General features: G+C 71.7%; 20 protein-coding genes. 14 read left to right on the top strand and 6 right to left on the bottom strand.

The genetic code is table 11. The annotated features are described in order from the left end of the window. Positions 1 to 38 precede the first annotated feature (38 nt). Positions 39 to 521, bottom strand: coding sequence for an Lrp/AsnC family transcriptional regulator (locus tag ACFY30_RS35465; RefSeq protein WP_390660285.1), 483 nt, complete (start codon positions 519 to 521; stop codon positions 39 to 41). Positions 522 to 643: 122 nt separating this feature from the next. Between ACFY30_RS35465 and hppD the strand changes: the two genes are divergently transcribed. Then, the gene (hppD, locus tag ACFY30_RS35460) at positions 644 to 1,789 is read left to right on the top strand and encodes a 4-hydroxyphenylpyruvate dioxygenase (protein ID WP_390849247.1); all 1,146 of its coding nucleotides are present in this window, start codon (positions 644 to 646) and stop codon (positions 1,787 to 1,789) included. 72 nt (positions 1,790 to 1,861) lie between these two features. On the opposite strand, the gene ACFY30_RS35455 is transcribed toward hppD, so the two are convergent. Then, positions 1,862 to 3,460: a tetratricopeptide repeat protein gene (locus ACFY30_RS35455; protein WP_390849246.1), complete on the bottom strand. Its 1,599-nt coding sequence runs from the start codon at positions 3,458 to 3,460 to the stop codon at positions 1,862 to 1,864. Between the two features lie 92 nt (positions 3,461 to 3,552). Between ACFY30_RS35455 and ACFY30_RS35450 the strand changes: the two genes are divergently transcribed. Then, complete coding sequence (locus ACFY30_RS35450) at positions 3,553 to 4,959, top strand: FAD-binding oxidoreductase (protein WP_390849245.1); 1,407 nt, start codon at positions 3,553 to 3,555, stop codon at positions 4,957 to 4,959. Positions 4,960 to 4,979: 20 nt separating this feature from the next. Here ACFY30_RS35450 and ACFY30_RS35445 read toward each other — a convergent pair whose 3' ends face one another. Then, positions 4,980 to 5,456 (bottom strand): SsgA family sporulation/cell division regulator, encoded by a 477-nt coding sequence (locus tag ACFY30_RS35445; RefSeq protein ID WP_390849244.1) that lies wholly within the window; start codon positions 5,454 to 5,456, stop codon positions 4,980 to 4,982. A 254-nt stretch (positions 5,457 to 5,710) separates the two neighbouring features. On the opposite strand from ACFY30_RS35445, the gene ACFY30_RS35440 reads away from it, so the two are divergent. Further along, positions 5,711 to 7,267 (top strand): RDD family protein, encoded by a 1,557-nt coding sequence (locus ACFY30_RS35440; protein WP_390849243.1) that lies wholly within the window; start codon positions 5,711 to 5,713, stop codon positions 7,265 to 7,267. Positions 7,268 to 7,403: 136 nt separating this feature from the next. Continuing rightward, positions 7,404 to 8,120, top strand: coding sequence for an RDD family protein (locus ACFY30_RS35435; RefSeq protein WP_390849242.1), 717 nt, complete (start codon positions 7,404 to 7,406; stop codon positions 8,118 to 8,120). Positions 8,121 to 8,190: 70 nt separating this feature from the next. Here ACFY30_RS35435 and ACFY30_RS35430 read toward each other — a convergent pair whose 3' ends face one another. Continuing rightward, complete coding sequence (locus ACFY30_RS35430) at positions 8,191 to 8,481, bottom strand: hypothetical protein (RefSeq protein WP_390660199.1); 291 nt, start codon at positions 8,479 to 8,481, stop codon at positions 8,191 to 8,193. 373 nt (positions 8,482 to 8,854) lie between these two features. On the opposite strand from ACFY30_RS35430, the gene ACFY30_RS35425 reads away from it, so the two are divergent. Further along, positions 8,855 to 11,206 carry an immune inhibitor A domain-containing protein gene (locus ACFY30_RS35425; protein ID WP_390849241.1) on the top strand — a complete coding sequence of 784 codons (2,352 nt, stop codon included), beginning with the start codon at positions 8,855 to 8,857 and terminating at the stop codon, positions 11,204 to 11,206. A 132-nt stretch (positions 11,207 to 11,338) separates the two neighbouring features. After that, positions 11,339 to 11,671: a hypothetical protein gene (locus ACFY30_RS35420; protein WP_390849240.1), complete on the top strand. Its 333-nt coding sequence runs from the start codon at positions 11,339 to 11,341 to the stop codon at positions 11,669 to 11,671. Between the two features lie 86 nt (positions 11,672 to 11,757). Here the strand turns inward: ACFY30_RS35420 and ACFY30_RS35415 are convergent, their stop codons facing one another. Both ACFY30_RS35415 and ACFY30_RS35410 read right to left on the bottom strand, forming a co-directional pair. Then, the gene (locus tag ACFY30_RS35415; RefSeq protein WP_390849239.1) at positions 11,758 to 12,345 is read right to left on the bottom strand and encodes an isochorismatase family protein; all 588 of its coding nucleotides are present in this window, start codon (positions 12,343 to 12,345) and stop codon (positions 11,758 to 11,760) included. A 117-nt stretch (positions 12,346 to 12,462) separates the two neighbouring features. After that, the gene (locus ACFY30_RS35410) at positions 12,463 to 13,800 is read right to left on the bottom strand and encodes a nicotinate phosphoribosyltransferase (protein ID WP_390849238.1); all 1,338 of its coding nucleotides are present in this window, start codon (positions 13,798 to 13,800) and stop codon (positions 12,463 to 12,465) included. Positions 13,801 to 13,857: 57 nt separating this feature from the next. Between ACFY30_RS35410 and clpS the strand changes: the two genes are divergently transcribed. The 8 genes from clpS (at position 13,858) to ACFY30_RS35370 (ending at position 19,786) form a co-directional block, all read left to right on the top strand. Then, positions 13,858 to 14,175, top strand: coding sequence for an ATP-dependent Clp protease adapter ClpS (gene clpS, locus ACFY30_RS35405; RefSeq protein ID WP_327320744.1), 318 nt, complete (start codon positions 13,858 to 13,860; stop codon positions 14,173 to 14,175). Positions 14,176 to 14,186: 11 nt separating this feature from the next. Continuing rightward, positions 14,187 to 14,795, top strand: a complete 609-nt coding sequence (locus ACFY30_RS35400; protein WP_390849237.1) for a DUF2017 domain-containing protein — start codon at positions 14,187 to 14,189, stop codon at positions 14,793 to 14,795. Between the two features lie 366 nt (positions 14,796 to 15,161). Further along, positions 15,162 to 16,595: an amino acid permease gene (locus tag ACFY30_RS35395; protein WP_390849236.1), complete on the top strand. Its 1,434-nt coding sequence runs from the start codon at positions 15,162 to 15,164 to the stop codon at positions 16,593 to 16,595. A 134-nt stretch (positions 16,596 to 16,729) separates the two neighbouring features. Beyond that, positions 16,730 to 17,152, top strand: coding sequence for a Mov34/MPN/PAD-1 family protein (locus ACFY30_RS35390; RefSeq protein WP_390660192.1), 423 nt, complete (start codon positions 16,730 to 16,732; stop codon positions 17,150 to 17,152). Between the two features lie 67 nt (positions 17,153 to 17,219). Continuing rightward, positions 17,220 to 18,248: a LacI family DNA-binding transcriptional regulator gene (locus ACFY30_RS35385; RefSeq protein ID WP_390849235.1), complete on the top strand. Its 1,029-nt coding sequence runs from the start codon at positions 17,220 to 17,222 to the stop codon at positions 18,246 to 18,248. A 97-nt stretch (positions 18,249 to 18,345) separates the two neighbouring features. Beyond that, complete coding sequence (locus tag ACFY30_RS35380; RefSeq protein ID WP_390849234.1) at positions 18,346 to 18,441, top strand: putative leader peptide; 96 nt, start codon at positions 18,346 to 18,348, stop codon at positions 18,439 to 18,441. A gap of 99 nt (positions 18,442 to 18,540) precedes the next feature. Beyond that, positions 18,541 to 18,819, top strand: coding sequence for a MoaD/ThiS family protein (locus ACFY30_RS35375; RefSeq protein WP_390849233.1), 279 nt, complete (start codon positions 18,541 to 18,543; stop codon positions 18,817 to 18,819). A 16-nt stretch (positions 18,820 to 18,835) separates the two neighbouring features. Next, entirely contained in the window at positions 18,836 to 19,786 is a 951-nt protein-coding gene (locus ACFY30_RS35370) for a PLP-dependent cysteine synthase family protein (RefSeq protein WP_390849232.1), read from the top strand. The last annotated feature ends 148 nt before the right edge of the window (positions 19,787 to 19,934 follow it).

The raw sequence follows: 19,934 nt of genomic DNA, 5'->3' as shown, positions 1-19,934 counted from the left end.
CTCCCGGAAGCTCACAGGCCCTCACCACCCCAGGTCGGCTATGTCCTCTCCCGGCCCTCGGAGGCGGCCTGCTCCACCAGCGGGATGATCCGCAGCGGAACGGCGTTCTCCATCACGATCGCGGTGGAGGCCCGGACGATTCCATCAAAACCGACAACCCGGTCGATGACCCGCTGGAGATCGGCGTTGGAGCGGGCCACCAGCCGGCACAGCATGTCCCCGCTGCCGGTGGTGGTGTGCAGCTCCAGCACCTCCGGCACGGTCGCCAAGTAAGCCCGTACGTCCGCCCCTTGCCCCTGCCGGATCTGCAGGGTGGCGAACGCCGTGACGGGGTAGCCGAGCGCCGCCGGATCCACCTCGGGCCCGAATCCCCGGATGACTCCGTTCGACTGAAGACGGTCCAGCCGTGCCTGCGCGGTCCCCCGGGCCACCCCCAGACGCCGGGACATCTCGAGGACCCCGATCCTCGGCTCCCGGGCCAGCAGCACGATGATCCGCGCGTCCAGATGATCGATCGCCACGCCCGCCTCCGAGATGGTCACCCTGTACAGAAAGCCCGTCGAAACCGCCGTACCGCTGAACACATTGCCCAGCCCTACAGCGAACTGTTGCGCACCTTGCGCCCCGGAGTGAGGCTTCCGCTATGACGCAGACCACACACCACGCTCCCGACACCGCCCGGCAGGCCGACCCCTTCCCGGTCAAGGGAATGGACGCGGTCGTCTTCGCCGTGGGCAACGCCAAACAGGCGGCGCACTACTACTCCACCGCCTTCGGCATGAAGCTGGTCGCGTACAGCGGCCCGGAGACCGGCAGCCGCGAGACCGCGTCGTACGTGCTCACCAACGGCTCGGCCCGTTTCGTCCTCACCTCCGTCGTCAAGCCCACCACCACCTGGGGCCACTTCCTCGACCGGCACGTGGCCGAGCACGGCGACGGCGTGATCGACCTCGCCATCGAGGTCCCCGACGCCCGCGCCGCGTACGCCTACGCGATCGAGCACGGCGCCCGCTCGGTCGCCGAGCCCTACGAGCTGAAGGACGAGCACGGCACGGTCGTCCTCGCCGCGATCGCCACCTACGGCGAGACCCGTCACACCCTGGTCGACCGCTCCGGCTACGACGGCCCCTATCTGCCCGGTTACGTGGCCGCGGACCCGATCGTCGCACCGCCCGCCCAGCGCACCTTCCAGGCGATCGACCACTGCGTCGGCAACGTCGAGCTCGGCCGGATGAACGAGTGGGTCGGCTTCTACAACAAGGTCATGGGCTTCACGAACATGAAGGAGTTCGTGGGCGACGACATCGCCACCGAGTACTCCGCCCTGATGTCCAAGGTCGTCGCGGACGGCACGCTCAAGGTCAAGTTCCCGATCAACGAGCCCGCCGTCGCCAAGAAGAAGTCCCAGATCGACGAGTACCTGGAGTTCTACGGGGGCGCGGGCGTCCAGCACATCGCGCTCAACACCAACGACATCGTCGCGACGGTGCGCACCATGCGCGCGGCCGGGGTGCAGTTCCTCGACACCCCGGACTCCTACTACGACACCCTCGGCGAGTGGGTCGGCGACACCCGGGTGCCCGTGGAGACCCTGCGCGAGCTGAAGATCCTCGCCGACCGCGACGAGGACGGATACCTGCTGCAGATCTTCACCAAGCCGGTCCAGGACCGTCCCACCGTGTTCTTCGAGATCATCGAACGCCACGGCTCGATGGGCTTCGGCAAGGGCAACTTCAAGGCCCTGTTCGAGGCGATCGAGCGCGAGCAGGCGAAGCGGGGCAACCTGTAGGCGGCCGGGCGCGCCCCCGCGGACCGCGGGGGCGCCCACCGCCGCCAGCGCAGACGTCGTCGGCCGGCGCGCTCACCCGGACGGGGGCGGTGCGGGCAGCGGCACGTCCGCGGGCTCGCCCAGGGCCTTGAGGGCGGCCCGCGCCGCACGCGCGTGCAGCGGGGAGAAGTACGGGTTGATCTCCAGCGCCTCCCGCAGATGACGGCGGGCGGACGCGGTCCGCTTCAGGCCCCGCTCGATCATGCCCCGGTGGTACGCGTACGACGCGCTGAACACCGCGCCGCCGTGCACCCGGTCGGTGGCGATCGCGGCGAACCGCAGCGCCTCCTCGTCGTCACCGGTCCGGTGCAGCGCCCAGCCCAGCGCGTCCGCGACCGCGATGCCCGGCTGGCGCCGCCACTCCGCCCGCAACCGCCGTACCGCCGACGCCGGATCACCGTGGTCCGCCTCCGTCAGACCGAGCACCAGCTCCCCGTCCACCCCGCCCGCCGCGTCCGCGCGCACCCGCTCGCGCACCAGGCCGTACTGCGCCCTGGCCGCCGACGTCCGCCCCAACGACTCGTACAGTTCGCCCAGTTCGAGCGCGTACTGCGGCAGCGGCTGCCCTTCCAGCGCCGCCCGGTACGCGGTCAGCGCCTGCGCGCTCCGGCCCAGCGCCGCCAGCGCCCGTCCCCGGCCCGCCTGCGCGGCCCGCTGGTCCGGGTCCCGCCGCAGGGCCGCCCGGAAGTGCCGCAGCGCGTCCTCCCGCTCGCCGCGCTCCCAGGCCAGCTGCCCGGCCCGCTCCAGCCAGGCGGCCTCCTCGGCGGGGGAGGAGGCCCCGGCCGCCGCGTCGGCCAGCGCGGCCTGCGCGTCCTCCCGCCGGCCCTGCTCCCAGTACACGCCGGCCGCCCGCGCCAGCACGGCCGGCCCGGACCGCAGCTCCCTCAGCCGCTCCAGCGCCCGGCCGGCCTTCTTGTAGTCGCCGAGGCCCGTGTACGCGTCGATGAGCTGCGCATACGTCGTCCAGCGCGCCGGGGCCCGCCGGCGCGCGTCCTCCGCCCGGGCCAGCGCCGTCCGGAAGTCCCGGCGCGCGTTGGCCAGCGCGGCGAGTCCGTCGAGGGCCTCGGGGTTGTCCTTCGGGCGCACCTTCAGCGAGGTGCGCAGCGCGCGCTCGGCCTTCGGGTAGAGGACGTCCGCCCCGGCGGTGCGCCGCCCCTGCTCCAGGTAGGCCGCGCCGAGCACCGCCCACGACCCGGCGTCCCGGGGATGTTCCCGCACCCGGCTCTCGCGCTGGTCGATGAGCACCTTCAGCCCGGGCAGCGCGGCCGGCACCCCCGCCCCCACCGCCGCGTGCGCCAGAGCCCCGGGAGCCGGTGCCGACGCCGTCCCGCGTCCCGCCCGCTCCCCGGGCAGACACAGCAGCACCGCCCCGCCGGCCAGCACGAGGGCCCCGACGAGCGAGCAGACCGGCGCCCGCCGCCGGTACCAGGGGGCGGTCCGGGAAGCCTCTCGCGGTGCGGGGGCGGTGTCCTTCCCACCGGCGTTCCCCTCCACGGCACCCCCGTCACCGGCGCCCTCGCCGCCGGCGCCCTCGCCGCCGGCGCCCTCGCCGCCGGCGCCCTCTTCAACGGCGCTCGCTTCCGTCACGTCCTCTTCGCCCGTGTTCTCTTCCTTCGGTACGACGCTGTCCATGGCGCTCACTGTGCGGCAGCGCCCGCACCGCACCCGGGCAGGTGACGGCCGCCGGGGACGGGGTTCACACCGATGGCCCCGGGTGCGAACCTGTGATCATGAGCCGTATCGAAGCGCCACGCGACGAGGTCACGGGCAACCTCGTCGACCGTCTGCTCGCCGGCCTGCCCGCCGACGCCGTCCTCACCGACCCGGACGTCACCGTCTCGTACGCCAACGACATGGCGAGCTTCTGTCCGGCCGGCAGCCCGGCCGTCGTGGTGCTGCCGCGCACGGTCGAACAGGTCCAGCACGTCATGCGCACCGCGACCGGGCTACGCGTCCCGGTCGTCCCGCAGGGCGCCCGCACCGGTCTGTCCGGCGGCGCCAACGCGACCGACGGCTGCATCGTGCTGTCGCTGACGAAGATGGACCGGATCCTGGAGATCAACCCGGTCGACCGCATCGCCGTCGTCGAACCGGGCGTCGTCAACGCCGTACTCTCCCGCGCGGTGGGCGACCACGGCCTGTGCTACCCGCCCGACCCCTCCAGCTGGGAGATGTGCACCATCGGCGGCAACATCGGCACGGCCTCGGGCGGCCTGTGCTGTGTGAAGTACGGGGTGACGGCCGAGTACGTCCTGGGGCTCGACGTGGTGCTGGCCGACGGACGGCTGATGTCCACCGGGCGCCGTACCGCGAAGGGCGTCGCCGGCTACGACCTGACCCGCCTGTTCGTGGGCTCCGAGGGCTCGCTCGGCATCGTCGTACGGGCCGTCCTGGCCCTCAGGCCGCAGCCGCCCCGGCAGCTGGTGCTGGCGGCGGAGTTCGCCTCGGCGGCCGCCGCCTGCGACGCGGTGTGCCGGATCATGGCGGGCGGGCATGTGCCGTCCCTGCTGGAGCTGATGGACCGTACGACGGTCAAGGCGGTCAACGACCTCTCGCGCATGGGCCTGCCGGAGTCGACCGAGGCCCTTCTGCTGGCCGCCTTCGACACCTCCGACCCGGCCGCCGACCTCGCCGCCGTGGGGGCGCTGTGCGAGGAGGCGGGCGCCACCCAGGTGGTCCCCGCGGACGACGCGACGGAGTCCGAACTCCTGCTGCAGGCCCGCCGGTCGTCGCTCGTCGCCCTGGAGGCCGTCAAGGGCACGACGATGATCGACGACGTCTGCGTGCCCCGGTCGCGGCTCGGCGACATGATCGAGGGCGTGGAGCGCATCGCGGAGAGGCACCGGCTGACCATCGGGGTCGTCGCCCACGCCGGCGACGGCAACACGCATCCCACCGTCTGCTTCGACGCGCAGGATCCCGACGAGTGCCGCCGTGCCCGCGAGTCCTTCGACGAGATCATGGCCCTCGGCCTGGAGCTCGGCGGCACGATCACCGGCGAACACGGCGTGGGCGTCCTGAAGAAGGAGTGGCTGGCGCGCGAGATCGGCCCGGTGGGGGTGGAGATGCAACGGGCGGTCAAGCAGGTGTTCGACCCGCTGGGGATCCTCAACCCGGGCAAGCTGTTCTGAGGTTCCCGGACACGGACGGCTCACTCACCCTCCTTCGCCTCGTCCGCCGGCCACGGTTCGCGCAGCCACGGATCGTCCGCCGGGGTGGGCGCGAGCAACTCGGCCAGCCCCTCGTCGAGACCGAGCCGCTCGCCCTCCCACCCCGGGGGCACCACCCGCAGCGTCCGCTCCAGCCAGGCCGAGACCTGGGCGGCCGGAGCCTGAAGGAGGGCCTCGCCGCCGGGAGAGCTGAGCGCCATCAGCACGACGCTGCGTCCCTCCGCCTTCGTCGGCCACACCCGTACGTCCCCGTTCCCGCACGGCCGGAACACCCCCTCCACCAGCAGTTCGCGGGCGAAGGTCCAGTGCACGGGGTGCGCGGAGTCGATGTGGAAGGTGACGTGCACGGCGAACGGGTCGTCGACCCGGTAGCCCAGCCGGGCCGGGACGGGGATGCTGCGCTCCGGCGACAGGATCAGCTTCAGCTCCAGCTCGCGCTCCACCACGGTGTGATGCATGGTCGTTCTCCTCTCGGTACGGATGTGTACGGAGGGAGAGAGCGCGAGGGATGCGGAGTATTACGCGGGTTCGCCGAACTTTTTTCGCGAGTTCCGACGGCTGAACCCGCGGCGGACGGTTCCGAACGTGTGAAGGGAGTGCACGGGGTTGCCCGGAAAGGGGCGGGTACGGCGGGAGTGGCGGTGGGGGTTGCGTCCGTCTGATAGATGTGGATGCCCCCATCCCACCTCCGAGCAGATACGGGACGACGGACATGAGCGCCCCAACCCCGGCACCCGGCGACGACAGGCCCCGCGAGGGGTATTACCCGGACCCGTCCATTCCCGGATATGTCCGGTACTGGAACGGCTCCGCCTGGGTACCGGGCACCAGCCGCCCGGCCCCGTCGGACGGCGCGCCGCTCACCCCTCCGGCGTCGCCCGTGGAGGAGACCGGCCCGCACTTCTTCGACGAGGACCCCGACCCGGCGCAGCAGTACGGCGGCGGCCGCCCCGAGCCCGCCTCGGCCTGGGGCGCCGACCGCTCCCACCAGTCCGGCTTCGGCGGCGACCAGGACCGCCGGATCTCCTGGGGCGCGGCACCCGACGCCGATCCGCGATCCCGGCTGACCGGCGGTCCCCAGCCGGGGTCCGCGGAGCGGCCCGGGGTTCCGGGTCCGGCGGCTCCGGCCCAGCCCGACGGCCGGTCGGCCAGCACGGACGGTACGGCGACGATCCCCCCGGCGGAGCCGGAGGCCGGCGCGGGTGACGTGGCGTCGGGCGGCACGTTCGTCTTCCGCCGCCCCACCTCCAGGGACGCGGCCGCGGGCTCGCCCGCAGGCACCGCCCCCGACCCGAGCACGATGACGTTCGGCCCCCCGAACCCGCGCGCGGGCGGCGGGAGTCCGGCGGGACCCGGCACGGCTCCGGGCGGCGCGGACGCGGCGGCCCCCGCCCACCCCGCTCCCGCCACCGCCAAGCCGGGATTCGCCGCGGGCAAGGCCGCCGCCGAGCGGGCGGCCGCCGCTCAGGCGGCCCAGGCGCAGGGCACCCCCGGACTCCAGGGCCCCGCCCAGCAGGGTCCCGTGGGATTCCCGCCCGCCGCCGGGCAGACCGGTGGTCTGTCCGGGGCCCCGCAGGCCGCGCAGAGCGTCCCGCAGCAGTCCGTTCCGGCACCCGCCCCGGCACCCGCGCCCGCCTCCGCGTCCACGCCCATGGCCGCCGGTCCGGGCGGCGGGCAGTCCTCGTGGGCCCAGCAGGTGCACCGGCTGGCGGGGGCCGACGAGCAGCCCGCGCCCTGGAAGCCGCCCGTGGAGGACATCTTCCAGGCCGCCGCGCGCCGGCAGGCGGCCGCCCGGCCGGCCGGGCTCGGGAAGCGGTTCGCCGCCCGGCTCGTCGACACGCTGGTCCTCGCCGCCGTCACCTCCGCCGCGGCCGTGCCGCTCGGTCTGAAGGCCGTCGACCACGTCAACGACAAGATCGACGAGGCCGAGCTCACCGGGCAGACCGTCACCGTGTGGCTGCTCGACGGCACCACCTCCGTCTACCTCGGCATCGTCCTCGCGGTCCTCCTCGTCTTCGGGATCGTGTACGAGGCCGTGCCCACCGCCCGGTGGGGGCGCACCCTGGGCAAGAAGCTGCTCGGTCTGGAGGTCCGGGACATCGAGGGTCACGAGCCCCCGTCCTTCGGGGCCGCCCTGCGCCGCTGGCTGGTCTACAGCGTGCCCGGGCTGCTCCTGATCGGTGTCGTGGGCGTCGTATGGGGGCTGTTCGACAAGCCGTGGCGGCAGTGCTGGCACGACAAGGCCGCCCACACGTTCGTGGCGGGCTGACAGCCGTAGGGGCGCACCCGGCGGCGGCTGCTGCTCGGACCAGCCGCCGCCGACCGCCGCCGCCACGCCCCCGCGGCGACACCCGTACGGCCGCTCGCCGGATGCGGCGCCCCGGGCCGCGGGTTCCACTCGGGCCATGACCACCGAACCGCCCCCCGGCTCCGGCGGCCCGCCGGAGGAGGACCCGCTCCGGAAACAGCCCCCGCGGGAGCCGCCGCAGGAGCCCCCGCAGGGCCCGCCGCCCTCGTCCGGCCAGGGCCGGGGCGGCTCGCCGTACGACAGCCCGTACGACGGGGAACCGCCCCCGCCCTACTCGGGGGGCGGCGGCCCCTACGCGGGCGGCGGCCCCTACGGGGGCCAGGGCGGTGACGCGTACGGCGGCTACCCGCCCGATCCGCTCGCCGGTATGGCCCCGCTCGCCGACAGCGGCAAGCGCACGCTCGCCCGGATCATCGACATGGTCCTCGTGTACATCGTGGTGGCGCTGCTGGTGTGGGCCTTCCGCGTCGACCAGTACACCGTCGACGCCGACGAGATCGAGTTCGGCAAGACCTTCGGACGCGAGGTCATCACGGTCGTCCTCTACGTCGCGTACGACACGATCCTGATCGCCCGCACCGGCCAGACCCTCGGCAAGAAGTGGTTCGGGATGCGGGTCGCCAACCTGGACGACGGCTCCACGCCCTCCGTGCAGACCTCGCTGATCCGCGCCCTGGTGCTGTGGGTTCCGTTCGCGTTCTGCTGCGCCTGCGTCTGGACCGCGATCGCGGGCGGCTGGAGCTTCTTCGACAAGCCCTACAAGCAGGGCCTGCACGACAAGGCGGCCAAGACGGTGGTGGTCAGCACGACCTGACACACCGGCGGGCGGGCCACGGCACGGTGGAGGGCCCGCGCCGCACGGCACGGGCCCTCCACCGGGTCGTTCAGGGCGCCGTGGGTTCCCGGACGGGCTCGGGTGCGCCGGACGCCGCGGCGACGGAGGCGGGTACGGGCACCGGCTCGGGCGCCGCCGGCTGCTGCGGGGCCACGGGGGCGGGCGACGACCGCGTCACCGGCACCGTCAGCGCGACGAGCACGCCGAGCGCGAGCGCGGCGACGGCGACGACCGCGATCCCGGGTCCCGAACTCGTCTGTGACAGCAGCAGCATGGCGAGCGTCGAGAAGATGACGGTGCAGGAACCGTACGTGAGCTGTGCGACAGTCGGACGAGGCATGGCAATCGTGTCCTCGGAAGCGGGGGAGATCTCGACTCTATCGGCTGCATGCCCGAGCGGAACGAACGGTAAGCGTGACCTAACCCACGGTGCCGGTGCACAGGGGGCGCACGGAGTCATGGCGTCCAGCAAGTGGACTGTCCCGCGCGCCCGTTCGAACCCGCCGGCGGCCGGTCACGTTACGGTCATGTGTCCGCAATGCGAACACCGGCTCTCATTAATGCACTTGATCTGTCCAAGTCAAGGTCTGTTTTTTCTCGTAAACCAGTAGTCAAATGGCGTCACTTGACTACACGCGTATAACCGCGCGCGGATTTTCCTTGACAGGGGACCCCCTTCCGCGCGGACGGGCGCGTGAGTGGGAGGACATCAAGTGACCAGTAGATCCTGGACGTTCAGGACGGCCGCGACGGTCGTCGCCCTCGCGGCGGCCTCGGCGACGTTCACGACGTTCGCCGTGGCGCAGGCCGCCGAGGGCAGTGCGGCGGGAGCGGCGGCGGTGGACCGGCAGGACCCGCAGCCGGCCAAGGCCAAGGAGCACGACTTCGACGGCCCGCTCAGCAAGACGCAGGAGGCGCAGCGCGAGGAGGCCCTCAAGCAGGTCATATCCGGCGAGGCCACGGTCAAGGACCGTGACGGCTCGAAGGTGGTCAGGCTCGACAGCCGCAAGGGCGACAGCAAGTACGTCGAGCTCGGCCGCGAGAAGACCGACAAGATCTTCACCATCCTGGTCGAGTTCGGCGACCAGATCGACAGCCGCTACGGCGGCACCGTCGGCCCGCTGCACAACCAGATAGCCGCGCCGGACCGCGCGAAGGACAACTCCACGGCCTGGCAGGCGGACTACGACCAGGCGCACTTCGAGGAGCTGTACTTCGGCACCGGCAAGAAGACCGAGTCGCTGAAGAAGTACTACGAGAAGCAGTCCTCGGGCCGCTACTCGGTCGAGGGCGCAGTGACCGACTGGGTCAAGGTCCCCTACAACGAGGCCCGTTACGGCTCCAACGACGCCCCCACCGGCGCCTGGTACGCCGTTCAGGACGGTGTCAACGCCTGGGTCGCCGAGCGCGAGGCCGCCGGTGACACGGCCGCCGAGATCAAGGCGGAGCTGGCCGAGTTCGACCAGTGGGACCGCTACGACCACGACGGCGACGGCGACTTCAACGAGGCCGACGGCTACATCGACCACTTCCAGATCGTGCACGCCGGCGAGGACGAGTCCGCGGGCGGCGGCGCACAGGGCGAGGACGCCATCTGGGCGCACCGCTGGTACGCCTTCGGCACCGACGCCGGCGCCACCGGCCCGGACACCAACAAGCTCGGCGGCACGCAGATCGGCGACACGGGCATCTGGGTCGGCGACTACACCATCCAGCCGGAGAACGGCGGCCTGGGCGTCTTCGCCCACGAGTACGGCCACGACCTCGGCCTGCCCGACGAGTACGACACCACCGGCGGCGGCGAGAACTCCACCGGCTTCTGGACCCTGATGTCCTCCGGTTCCTGGCTGGGCACCGGCAAGGAGTCCATCGGCGACCTCCCCGGCGACATGAACGCCTGGGACAAGCTGCAGCTGGGCTGGCTGGACTACGACGTCGCGGCGGCCGGCAAGAAGTCCACGCACAAGCTGGGCGTCGCGGAGTACAACACCAAGAACCCGCAGGCCCTCGTGGTCCAGCTGCCGGAGAAGACGGTCACGACCGAGGTGGTCGCCCCGGCGCAGGGTGCCACGCAGTGGTGGAGCGGCAGCGGCGACGACCTGCGCAACACGCTGACCCGCACGGTCGACCTGACCGGCAAGTCGGCGGCGTCCCTGACGCTCGACGGCTGGTGGGACATCGAGCAGGACTACGACTACCTGTACACCGAGGTCTCCACCGACGGCGGCGCCAGCTACACGCCGATCGACGGCACCCTGGCCGACGGCACCGCCATCCCGCGTGACGGCAGCGACAAGCCCGCCCTCACCGGCACGGTGGCCGCCTACCAGAAGCTGACGTTCCCGCTGGACGCCTACGCCGGCAAGCAGATCAGCCTGCGCTTCCGCTACGCCACCGACGGCGGCGTGGCCCAGAAGGGCTTCGCGGCCGACCAGATCACGGTGACCGCCGACGGCGCGACCCTGTTCTCCGACAACGCGGAGACCGCCGACGCGGCCTGGACGGCGAACGGCTTCTCCCGCATCGGCGCGTCCATCACGGACGACTACGCGCAGTACTACATCGCCGAGAACCGCCAGTACGTGTCGTACGACAAGACCCTCAAGGTCGGCCCGTACAACTACGGCTTCTCGACGACCCGTCCGGACTGGGTGGAGCACTACGCGTACCAGAACGGTCTGCTGATCTGGAAGTGGGACACCTCCCAGGCGGACGACAACACCAGCGCCCACCCGGGTGAGGGCCTGATCCTCCCGGTCGACTCGCACCCGACCCCGCTGAAGTGGTCCGACGGCACCCTGATGCGCAACCGCATCCAGGCCTTCGACTCCACCTTCAGCTGGTACCCGACGGACGCGATCACGCTGCACAAGGCGGACGTCGCGACCAAGATCAAGTCCCGTCCGGGCGTCCCGGTCTTCGACGACGGCAGGTCGACGTACTACGACGCGTCGAACCCGCTCGCGGGCGTCAAGATCACTGACACCGACACCTCGATCAAGATCGTCAGCGAGCCGCTGAGCGGTTCGACGGTCACGGTCAAGGTCGGCCCGTCGGCGAAGTAGTCGGCGTAATCGCAGGTCAGAAGCGTATCGGCGGCAACCCCTGGCGGGTTGCCGCCGATCGTGTTTAGGTGCCTCCTGTGTTTCCCTTATTGACGCCGACCTCGACACCGACTCGCACGGGGGTGTGACCGCATGGCCGCAGGAGGGTTCTGCAAGCTGCCGAACGGCAGAGTGGTGGTGGCCCTGAACCTCCCCAGCCCCGCCCACCCGGACTCCTCGGGCGTACGGGTCCTCGTCCATGCCCAGAACCGTGCGCGGGCCCTGACCCGGCTGCGCAACCTCGGTCTGCGCGCGGTCTACCTCCGCGGCAACGGGGCGCCGCCGACGCCGGACGAGATCACGGCCGTACTGCACCACCCGGACGGCCTGATATGGCGCGCGGCCCAGGACGCGGCGCTCACCCCGGTGACGGCCCCGGAACTGTGGCGGCCGATCAGGTCACTGCTGAGAGGCGCGGCAGCCTAGGGAGGGGCCGCACGGCGCCGCGCGGCCGCACTCCGGGCGGCGGCGCCACTTTCGCAGCAGGCCCTGGCCGGCCGCTCCCGGAGGGCTCAGTGCACGACCGGCTTCCCGGTCAGCTCCACCCCGGCCTCGCGCAGCTCCTCCAGGGCCCGCTCGGTCGTCTCCGCGGCGACTCCGGCCGTGAGGTCGAGCAGGACCTGGGTGCGGAAGCCCTCGCGGGCCGCGTCCAGGGCGGTGGCCCGGACGCAGTGGTCGGTGGCGATGCCGACCACGTCCACCTCGTCGATCTGTCGGGCCCGCAGCCAGTCGCCCAGCTTGACGCCGTTCTCGTCGGCGCCCTCGAAGGCGCTGTACGCGGCCGCGTAGGCGCCCTTGTCGAAGACGGCGTCGATGGCGCCGGAGGCGACCGCCGGGGCGAAGTTCGGGTGGAACCCGACCCCCTCCGTGCCGGCGACGCAGTGCGCGGGCCAGGAGTGGACGTAGTCGGGGTTGTCGGCGAAGTGGCCGCCGGGTGCGATGTGGTGGTCGCGGGTGGCCACGACATGCCGGTACCCGGCGGGGGCCTGCCCGATCAGCTCGGTGATCGCGGCGGCGACATCGGCACCCCCGGCCACCGCGAGGCTGCCCCCCTCGCAGAAGTCGTTCTGCACGTCTACGACGATCAAGGCGCGGCGCATGGTCGGTGTCCTTCGACGGGGGTCCCCCGGCTCTTTCGAGCCCGAGGGAGGGTGAAGTAAGCAAGCCTAGAGATTTTCCGGGCCGGGCGACAGTGCCGGGCGCGGGGGCCCCACCCCCTAGCGGTCCTGGAGGTACTCGGTCGGCAGGACGGGCTCGCCGCGGGAGAGCTGGGTGGCGGACAGCGGCAGGTTGGCGCGGGCCGCCGCGTGCCGGTCGCGTACGACGTCCAGGGGCTCGCGGGCGACCGTCGCGCCCCCCTTGACCAGCTCCACCAGCAGCAGGCGGTCGGCCAGCGAGGCCGGCACCGGGCCGGTGCCGATCACCTCGGCCTCCGCGACCCCGTCCGCGTCCGGCCGCCGCGCCGCCCACTTGCGACCGCCGACGGACGTCTTGCCGCCGGACGACTTCTTCGCCACCGGCACCAGGGGGGCCTTCGGATCGGCGGACTCGGCGCGGGCGACCAGTTTGTAGACCATCGAGCAGGTCGGGTGCCCGGACCCGGTCACCAGCTGCGTCCCGACGCCGTACGCGTCCACGGGTGCCGCGGCCAGCGAGGCGATGGCGTACTCGTCGAGGTCGGAGGTGACGATGATCCGTGTGTCCGTCGCCCCCAGCTCGTCCAGCTGCTGGCGCACCCGGTGCGCGACGAGGAGCAGATCGCCGGAGTCGATACGGACCGCGCCCAGTTCGGGCCCGGCCACCTCCACCGCCATCCGGACGGCCTCGGCGACGTCGTAGGTGTCGACGAGCAGGGTGGTGCCCCGGCCGAGGGAGTCCACCTGGGCCCGGAAGGCGTCCCGCTCGCTGTCGTGCAGCAGGGTGAAGGCGTGGGCGCTCGTGCCCACCGTCGGGATGCCGTAGCGGAAGCCCGCGGCCAGGTCGGAGGTGGTGGTGAAGCCGCCGATGTACGCGGCGCGGGCTGCGGCGACCGCGGCCAGCTCATGGGTGCGGCGGGCGCCCATCTCGATCAGCGGCCTCTCTCCCGCGGCGGAGGACATCCGGGAGGCGGCCGCGGCGATCGCGGAGTCGTGGTTGAGGATGGACAGGATCACGGTCTCCAGGAGCACGCACTCGGCGAAGGTGCCCTCCACTCGCATCACCGGGGAGCCGGGGAAGTAGACCTCGCCCTCCGGGTAGCCCCAGATGTCACCCGAGAACCGGTAGCCGGCCAGCCAGTCCAGCGTCTCCACGTCGACGATGCCCCGCTCGCGCAGGAAGCGCAGGACGCCGGCGTCGAAGCGGAAGTTCTCGACGGCGTCCAGGACCCGCCCGGTGCCCGCGACGACACCGTAGCGCCGTCCCTCCGGCAGCCGCCGGGTGAAGACCTCGAACACGCTGCGCCGCTCGGCCGTTCCGGCCTTCAGGGCGGCCTGCAGCATCGTCAGCTCGTACTGGTCCGTGAAGAGCGCCGTGGAGGGGACGTCCACCGGCAGCCCAAGGTCCGCTGTGTTCATGGCAAGGATGCTACACCCCTTTGCGTCAGTGTGACGATTTGTAGGGCTCGTGGCAGCATGGGCCTTGTGACGTCACCCGCTCCCCTAGAGATCGAACGCACCGAGTCGGCGGAGGAGGTCTTCGCCGTCCCCGAGCCGGACGTCCCCTGGGTCACGATCGTCCACAACGACCCGGTCAACCTCATGAGCTATGTGACGTACGTCTTCCAGACGTACTTCGGCTACTCCAAGGACAAGGCCACCAAGCTCATGCTCGACGTCCACCACAAGGGCCGGGCGGTCGTCTCCAGCGGCTCTCGCGAGGAGATGGAACGCGACGTGCAGGCCATGCACGGCTACGGACTGTGGGCCACCCTCCAGCAGGACCGGAAGTAGCCTCCTCACTGATGCCTGGACACTTCGAACCGCTCCCCGGCGGCGGCGCGGCCGTCGCGCTCGACGACGTCGAGATCTCGATCATCCGGTCGCTGGCCGTGCAGCTCCTGGAGCTGATCGGCCCCGGACCCGCCGGGGACGCCCCTGACGACCCGCTCGCCGAGCTCTTCGCCGAGGGGCCGAGCGAGCCCCCCGCCGACCCCGTCCTGCGCCGCCTGTTCCCGGACGCCTACACCGACCCGGAGGGCACCCCGGAGCCGAAGCAGGCGGACGAGCAGAAGGAGCACTCCGCCGAGTTCCGCCGCTACACCGAGAACGACCTGCGGGCCGGCAAGCGCGACAACGCCCTCGCGGTGATCCGCTCGCTGGACGCGCTGGCCTCCGAGGCGGCCGCCGCCGGCGGCGCGGTGCTCGAGCTGGCGCCGCGCGAGTCCCGGCAGTGGCTCGGCGCGCTCAACGACCTGCGGCTGGCGATCGGGGCCCGGCTGGAGATCGCCGACGAGGAGGACACCGACGTCCTCTACCGGCTTCCCGACGACGACCCGCGCAAGCCGATGGTGATGGCGTACCTGTGGCTGGGCGGACTCCAGGAAACCCTCGTGACCACCCTTCTGCCGTAGTCTGTGCCGTTTTCGTGCCCGTTGTGCGGGCGCCTTGTGTTCGCTCAGAGGACGCTCAAATCCGGATAACGATCGCATCAACGCGACGGCCGGGAGTGTCCTCTTTGTGTCTCATTCATCCCCTTCTCCCTGTGTCGTGCGCCACTCCCGCGCCGGGCGATCAATATTTCAGCCGTGATAAATCTTCACGACCGCCCGGCGAACACCACCCGTATGTTCCGCCGGGTGCGCCACCGAGCCGACCATCGTCGGCCAGGCACGGGCGGGCTCGCGCAGCCCGCCCAGCTCCATCAATCCGGGGGGATCGAAACCCGGTCCGAGGCCGACGAGAGGCCCGGGTCGGCATGGAGAAAGGCGCACCACACCATGACCTCCGCTCAGGTCGACACGGAGAAGACCTCCGCAGAGTCCGAAGAGGGGTACGAGCGCGGCCTCGGCAGCCGCCAGGTCCAGATGATCGCGATCGGCGGCGCGATCGGCGTCGGCCTGTTCCTGGGCGCCGGCGCGAACATCGCCAAGGCCGGTCCCAGCCTCATCCTCATGTACGCCCTCGCGGGCGCGATCGTCTTCTTCATCATGCGAGCGCTCGGCGAGCTGCTCCTGTACCGCCCGGTCTCGGGCTCCTTCGCGGAGTACTCCCGTGAGTTCCTCGGCCCGTTCTTCGGCTACTTCACCGGCTGGACGTACTGGCTGATGTGGGTCGTCACCGGCATGGCCGAGCTCACGGCCGCCGCGATCTACGTCAACTACTGGTTCCCGGACATCCCGCGGTGGGTCACCGCGCTGGTCTTCCTGGTGATCCTCTTCGGGGTCAACCTGATCTCCGTGAAGCTCTTCGGCGAGCTGGAGTTCTGGTTCTCGATGGTCAAGGTCACCGCCCTGATCGGCATGATCGTGATCGGCCTGGGCGTGCTCACCTTCGGCTTCAGCAGCGCCGGTGACACGGCGTCGGTCGCGAACCTCTACCAGTTCGACGGCTTCTTCCCCAAGGGCATCGGCTCCTCCCTGATGACCCTGCAGGGCGTGATGTTCGCCTACCTCGCCGTCGAGCTGGTCGGCGTCACCGCGGGCGAGTCGGAGAACCCCGAGAAGACGCTCCCCAAGGCCATCAACACCCTCCCGTGGCGCATCGCGCTGTTCTACGTCGGCGCGCTCACCGTCATCCTCTGCGTCGTGAAGTGGACCGAGTTCGCCCCCGGTGTCTCCCCCTTCGTCGAGGCCTTCGCCAGGATCGGCATCCCGGCGGGCGCCGGCATCGTCAACTTCGTCGTGCTCACCGCGGCCCTGTCCTCCTGCAACTCGGGCATGTACTCCACCGGCCGCATGCTGCGGACCCTGGCGGACAGCGGCGAGGCCCCCGGCGCCTTCAGGAAGCTGTCCTCGACGAAGACCCCGGCCTTCGGCATCACGGTCTCGGTCCTCTTCATGGGCATCGGCGTGGTCCTGAACTACGTCGTCCCGGAGAAGGCCTTCGCCTACGTCACCTCCGTCGCCACCGCGGCCGGCATCTGGACCTGGCTGATGATCCTGATCAGCCACGTCCTCTACCGCCGCGCGGTCGTCGCGGGCCGCCTGCCCGCCTCGTCCTTCCCGGCGCCGGGCGGCTCGGTGTGCAGCTGGATCGCCATCGTGTTCCTGCTCTTCGTCACGGGTCTGATCGCCTACGACGCCGACTCCCGCGTCTGCCTGTACGTGATGGCCGGCTGGGCCGCCGCGCTCGGCGTCGGCTGGGCCGTGCTCAAGGGCCGCAACCCGGAGGTCGCGAGCCGTCGCGAGCCGGAGCTGGAGAAGATCGGCTGATCCTCCCCCAGGACGTCCGGCCGCACGGAGCACTCGTGGCGCCCCGCCGTGGCAGCCGCTCAGGACGTCCGGCATACGGGCCGCCCCGTACCGCACTTCGGTACGGGGCGGCCCCTCTGCTTATCCTGACCAGCATGCTGACCATCACCCAGGCCCTGTACGACCAGATCGTCGCGCACGCGCGCAAGGACCACCCCGACGAGGCGTGCGGCGTCATCGCGGGCCCGGCCGGATCGGACCGCCCCGAGCGCTTCATCCCGATGCTGAACGCGGCCATGTCGCCCACGTTCTACGAGTTCGACTCCGGGGACCTGTTCAAGCTGTACCGCGAGATGGACGACCGCGACGAGGAGCCGGTGGTCATCTACCACTCCCACACCGCGACCGAGGCCCACCCCTCGCGCACCGACATCTCCTACGCCAACGAGCCCGCCGCCCACTACGTCCTCGTCTCCACCGCCGACACCGACGGCCTGGGCGACTTCCAGTTCCGCTCCTTCCGGATCGTGGACGGCGTGGTGACGGAGGAGGACGTGCGGGTCGTCGAGGCCTACTGATCCGCACGGCCGTCTCGGCTACCGTTTCCGGCAAGCGCTTCCACAACGGGACCCCACGGAGACGGTGTTGACGCAGCGGACGACGGCGAACTTACGGCGGCCCACCCTCGAGGACGTGGCCCGGCGGGCCGGGGTGTCGAGGTCGACCGTGTCGCGGGTGGTCAACGGAGAGGCCCGGGTCAGCGCCGAGGTCGTCGCCCGGGTCCGTGCGGTGATCGACGCGCTGGGGTACGTCCCCAACCAGGCCGCCCGGCAACTGGTCACCCGCCGCACCAACGCCATCGCGGTCGTCGCGACCCCGCCGGAGGGCCGGCTCTTCCTCGACCCGTTCTTCGACCTCCTGCTGCGCGGGGTGCGCCGCGAACTCGCCGAGCACGGCGCCCAGGCGGTCCTGCTCTTCCTGGAGGAACCGGACGACCGGGTCAGGGTGGCCGACTACCTCGGCGGCGGCCATGTCGACGGCGCCGTGCTGTTCTCGCTGCGCCCCGGCGACCTGCTCCACACGATGATCGGCCGGCTCGACATCCCCGCCGTCTTCGGCGGCCGCCCGCTGCTGCGGGACGGCGACACCGTCCCCGGACACGCCTACGTCGACGGCGACAACCGCGGGGGAGCGCGCCAGGCCGTCCGCCACCTCGTCTCCCTCGGCCGCCGCCGCATCGCCACCGTCGCCGGGCCCTACGACCAGGAGAACTCCGCCGCCGACCGCCTCGCCGGCTACCGGGACGTCCTGCCGGACGCCTCGTCCCACCTCGTCGAGCGGGCCGACTACAGCCGTCAGGGCGGCGCCGACGCGATGGCCGCCCTGCTGGACCGCTGCCCGGACCTCGACGCCGTCTTCGTCGCCTCGGACTTCATGGCCTCCGGAGCCCTGCAGACCCTGCGCGAGCGCGGCCGGCGGGTGCCCGAGGACGTGGCAGTCGTCGGCTTCGACGACCTGACCTCCATCGCCGAGACCACCGACCCGCCCCTGACCACCGTCCACCAGGACGTCGGGGAGATGGGCCGCCGCATGGCCCGGCTGCTGTTCGAACACACCGGCCCCGAGGCCTCCGTGGTGGTGCCGACCCGACTGGTCCGACGGCGGTCCGCCTGACCGCCCCGACCTGTCCGGTCTCACTGGGTGGCCCGGTTCCGTCCGCCATATGGGATCACATTCCGGGAGGCGGGACGGGAATCGATACGATGAGCCCATGGTTTTGAACGACGTGAGCGTGAGGACGCCGGGCGCACTGCTCGTGGCGCGGCTGCACGTCGACCTGTGCAGGCTCGCCAGCGCCATCTGTTGACGCAGGCCCTTGCTCGCCGTACGGCCGTGAGCCGCGGCGCTGTCTCACACGCACGTATCCCGCGCTGCCCACACCACCTCCCGACAGGAGCCCTGAGCCATGGCCATCGAGGTCCGCATCCCGACCATCCTCCGCCAGTACACCGACGGTCAGAAGGCGGTGGAGGGCAGCGGTGACACCCTCGCCGACCTGTTCACCGACCTCGAGACCCGGCATGCGGGCATCCACGCCCGCATCGTGGACGGCGGCCAGCTGCGCCGCTTCGTCAACGTCTACCTGAACGACGAGGACGTCCGCTTCGTAGACGGCATCAACACCAAGCTCGCCGACGGCGACACCGTGACGATCCTGCCGGCCGTGGCCGGCGGCATGGCCTAGGCCGGCAGACCCGATCATGCGTTACGACTCCCCGCTGGCCGCGGTGGGCAACACCCCTCTGGTGCGCCTGCCGCGGCTGTCGCCGTCCCCCGACGTCCGTATCTGGGCGAAGCTGGAGGACCGCAACCCCACCGGCTCGGTCAAGGACCGCCCCGCCCTGTACATGATCGAGCAGGCGGAGAAGGACGGCCGTCTGACGCCGGGCTGCACGATCCTGGAGCCGACCTCCGGCAACACCGGCATCTCCCTCGCCATGGCGGCCAAGCTCAAGGGCTACCGCATCGTGTGCGTGATGCCCGAGAACACCTCGCAGGAGCGCCGGGACCTGCTCGCGATGTGGGGCGCCGAGATCATCTCCTCACCGGCCGCGGGCGGCTCCAACACCGCCGTACGCGTCGCCAAGGAGCTCGCCGCCGAGCACCCCGACTGGGTGATGCTCTACCAGTACGGCAACCCGGACAACGCCGGCGCCCACTACGCGACGACCGGCCCGGAGATCCTCGCCGACCTCCCGTCGATCACCCACTTCGTGGCGGGCCTCGGCACCACCGGCACCCTCATGGGCGTGGGCCGCTACCTGCGCGAGCACAAGCCCGACGTGAAGATCGTCGCCGCCGAGCCGCGCTACGACGACCTGGTGTACGGCCTGCGCAACCTCGACGAGGGATTCGTACCGGAGCTGTACGACGCCTCCGTCCTCACCACCCGCTTCTCGGTCGGCTCGGCGGACGCCGTGACCCGCACCCGGGAACTCCTCCAGCAGGAGGGCATCTTCGCCGGCGTCTCCACCGGCGCCGCACTGCACGCCGCGATCGGCGTCGGCAGGAAGGCCGTCAAGGCGGGGGAGAGCGCGGACATCGCGTTCGTCGTCGCGGACGGCGGCTGGAAGTACCTCTCCACCGGCGTCTACACGGCGGCCACCACCGAGGAGGCCATCGAGACCCTGCAGGGCCAGCTCTGGGCCTAGGACAGGCCCGGGGCGCGCGGGCCGACGGCCGTGGGCTGAGGCCCGGCGCCCGGCGCCCGGCGCCCGGGGGCTGAGGGCCGGGGCCGGTCTCCCCGTCACCCGTACGTCCGGCACGGATCCGGACGTACGGGTGGTACGTCGAAGGGGG

Origin of the sequence: Streptomyces sp. NPDC000345, from assembly GCF_042898825.1 — a bacterium.
Classification (GTDB): domain Bacteria; phylum Actinomycetota; class Actinomycetes; order Streptomycetales; family Streptomycetaceae; genus Streptomyces.
The sequence above is the reverse complement of the archived record's forward strand: the minus strand, read 5'-3'. Positions and strand labels throughout refer to the sequence as shown.

Excerpts from the sequence above, each read along its gene's own strand:
- hppD (WP_390849247.1), top strand. The coding sequence starts at position 644 with ATGACGCAGACCACACACCACGCTCCCGACACCGCCCGGCAGGCCGAC.
- ACFY30_RS35455 (WP_390849246.1), bottom strand. The coding sequence starts at position 3,460 with ATGGACAGCGTCGTACCGAAGGAAGAGAACACGGGCGAAGAGGACGTG.
- ACFY30_RS35445 (WP_390849244.1), bottom strand. The coding sequence starts at position 5,456 with ATGCATCACACCGTGGTGGAGCGCGAGCTGGAGCTGAAGCTGATCCTG.
- ACFY30_RS35440 (WP_390849243.1), top strand. The coding sequence starts at position 5,711 with ATGAGCGCCCCAACCCCGGCACCCGGCGACGACAGGCCCCGCGAGGGG.
- ACFY30_RS35435 (WP_390849242.1), top strand. The coding sequence starts at position 7,404 with ATGACCACCGAACCGCCCCCCGGCTCCGGCGGCCCGCCGGAGGAGGAC.
- ACFY30_RS35430 (WP_390660199.1), bottom strand. The coding sequence starts at position 8,481 with ATGCCTCGTCCGACTGTCGCACAGCTCACGTACGGTTCCTGCACCGTC.
- ACFY30_RS35420 (WP_390849240.1), top strand. The coding sequence starts at position 11,339 with ATGGCCGCAGGAGGGTTCTGCAAGCTGCCGAACGGCAGAGTGGTGGTG.
- ACFY30_RS35415 (WP_390849239.1), bottom strand. The coding sequence starts at position 12,345 with ATGCGCCGCGCCTTGATCGTCGTAGACGTGCAGAACGACTTCTGCGAG.
- ACFY30_RS35410 (WP_390849238.1), bottom strand. The coding sequence starts at position 13,800 with ATGAACACAGCGGACCTTGGGCTGCCGGTGGACGTCCCCTCCACGGCG.
- clpS (WP_327320744.1), top strand. The coding sequence starts at position 13,858 with ATGGGCCTTGTGACGTCACCCGCTCCCCTAGAGATCGAACGCACCGAG.
- ACFY30_RS35400 (WP_390849237.1), top strand. The coding sequence starts at position 14,187 with ATGCCTGGACACTTCGAACCGCTCCCCGGCGGCGGCGCGGCCGTCGCG.
- ACFY30_RS35395 (WP_390849236.1), top strand. The coding sequence starts at position 15,162 with ATGACCTCCGCTCAGGTCGACACGGAGAAGACCTCCGCAGAGTCCGAA.
- ACFY30_RS35390 (WP_390660192.1), top strand. The coding sequence starts at position 16,730 with ATGCTGACCATCACCCAGGCCCTGTACGACCAGATCGTCGCGCACGCG.
- ACFY30_RS35380 (WP_390849234.1), top strand. The coding sequence starts at position 18,346 with ATGGTTTTGAACGACGTGAGCGTGAGGACGCCGGGCGCACTGCTCGTG.
- ACFY30_RS35375 (WP_390849233.1), top strand. The coding sequence starts at position 18,541 with ATGGCCATCGAGGTCCGCATCCCGACCATCCTCCGCCAGTACACCGAC.
- ACFY30_RS35370 (WP_390849232.1), top strand. The coding sequence starts at position 18,836 with ATGCGTTACGACTCCCCGCTGGCCGCGGTGGGCAACACCCCTCTGGTG.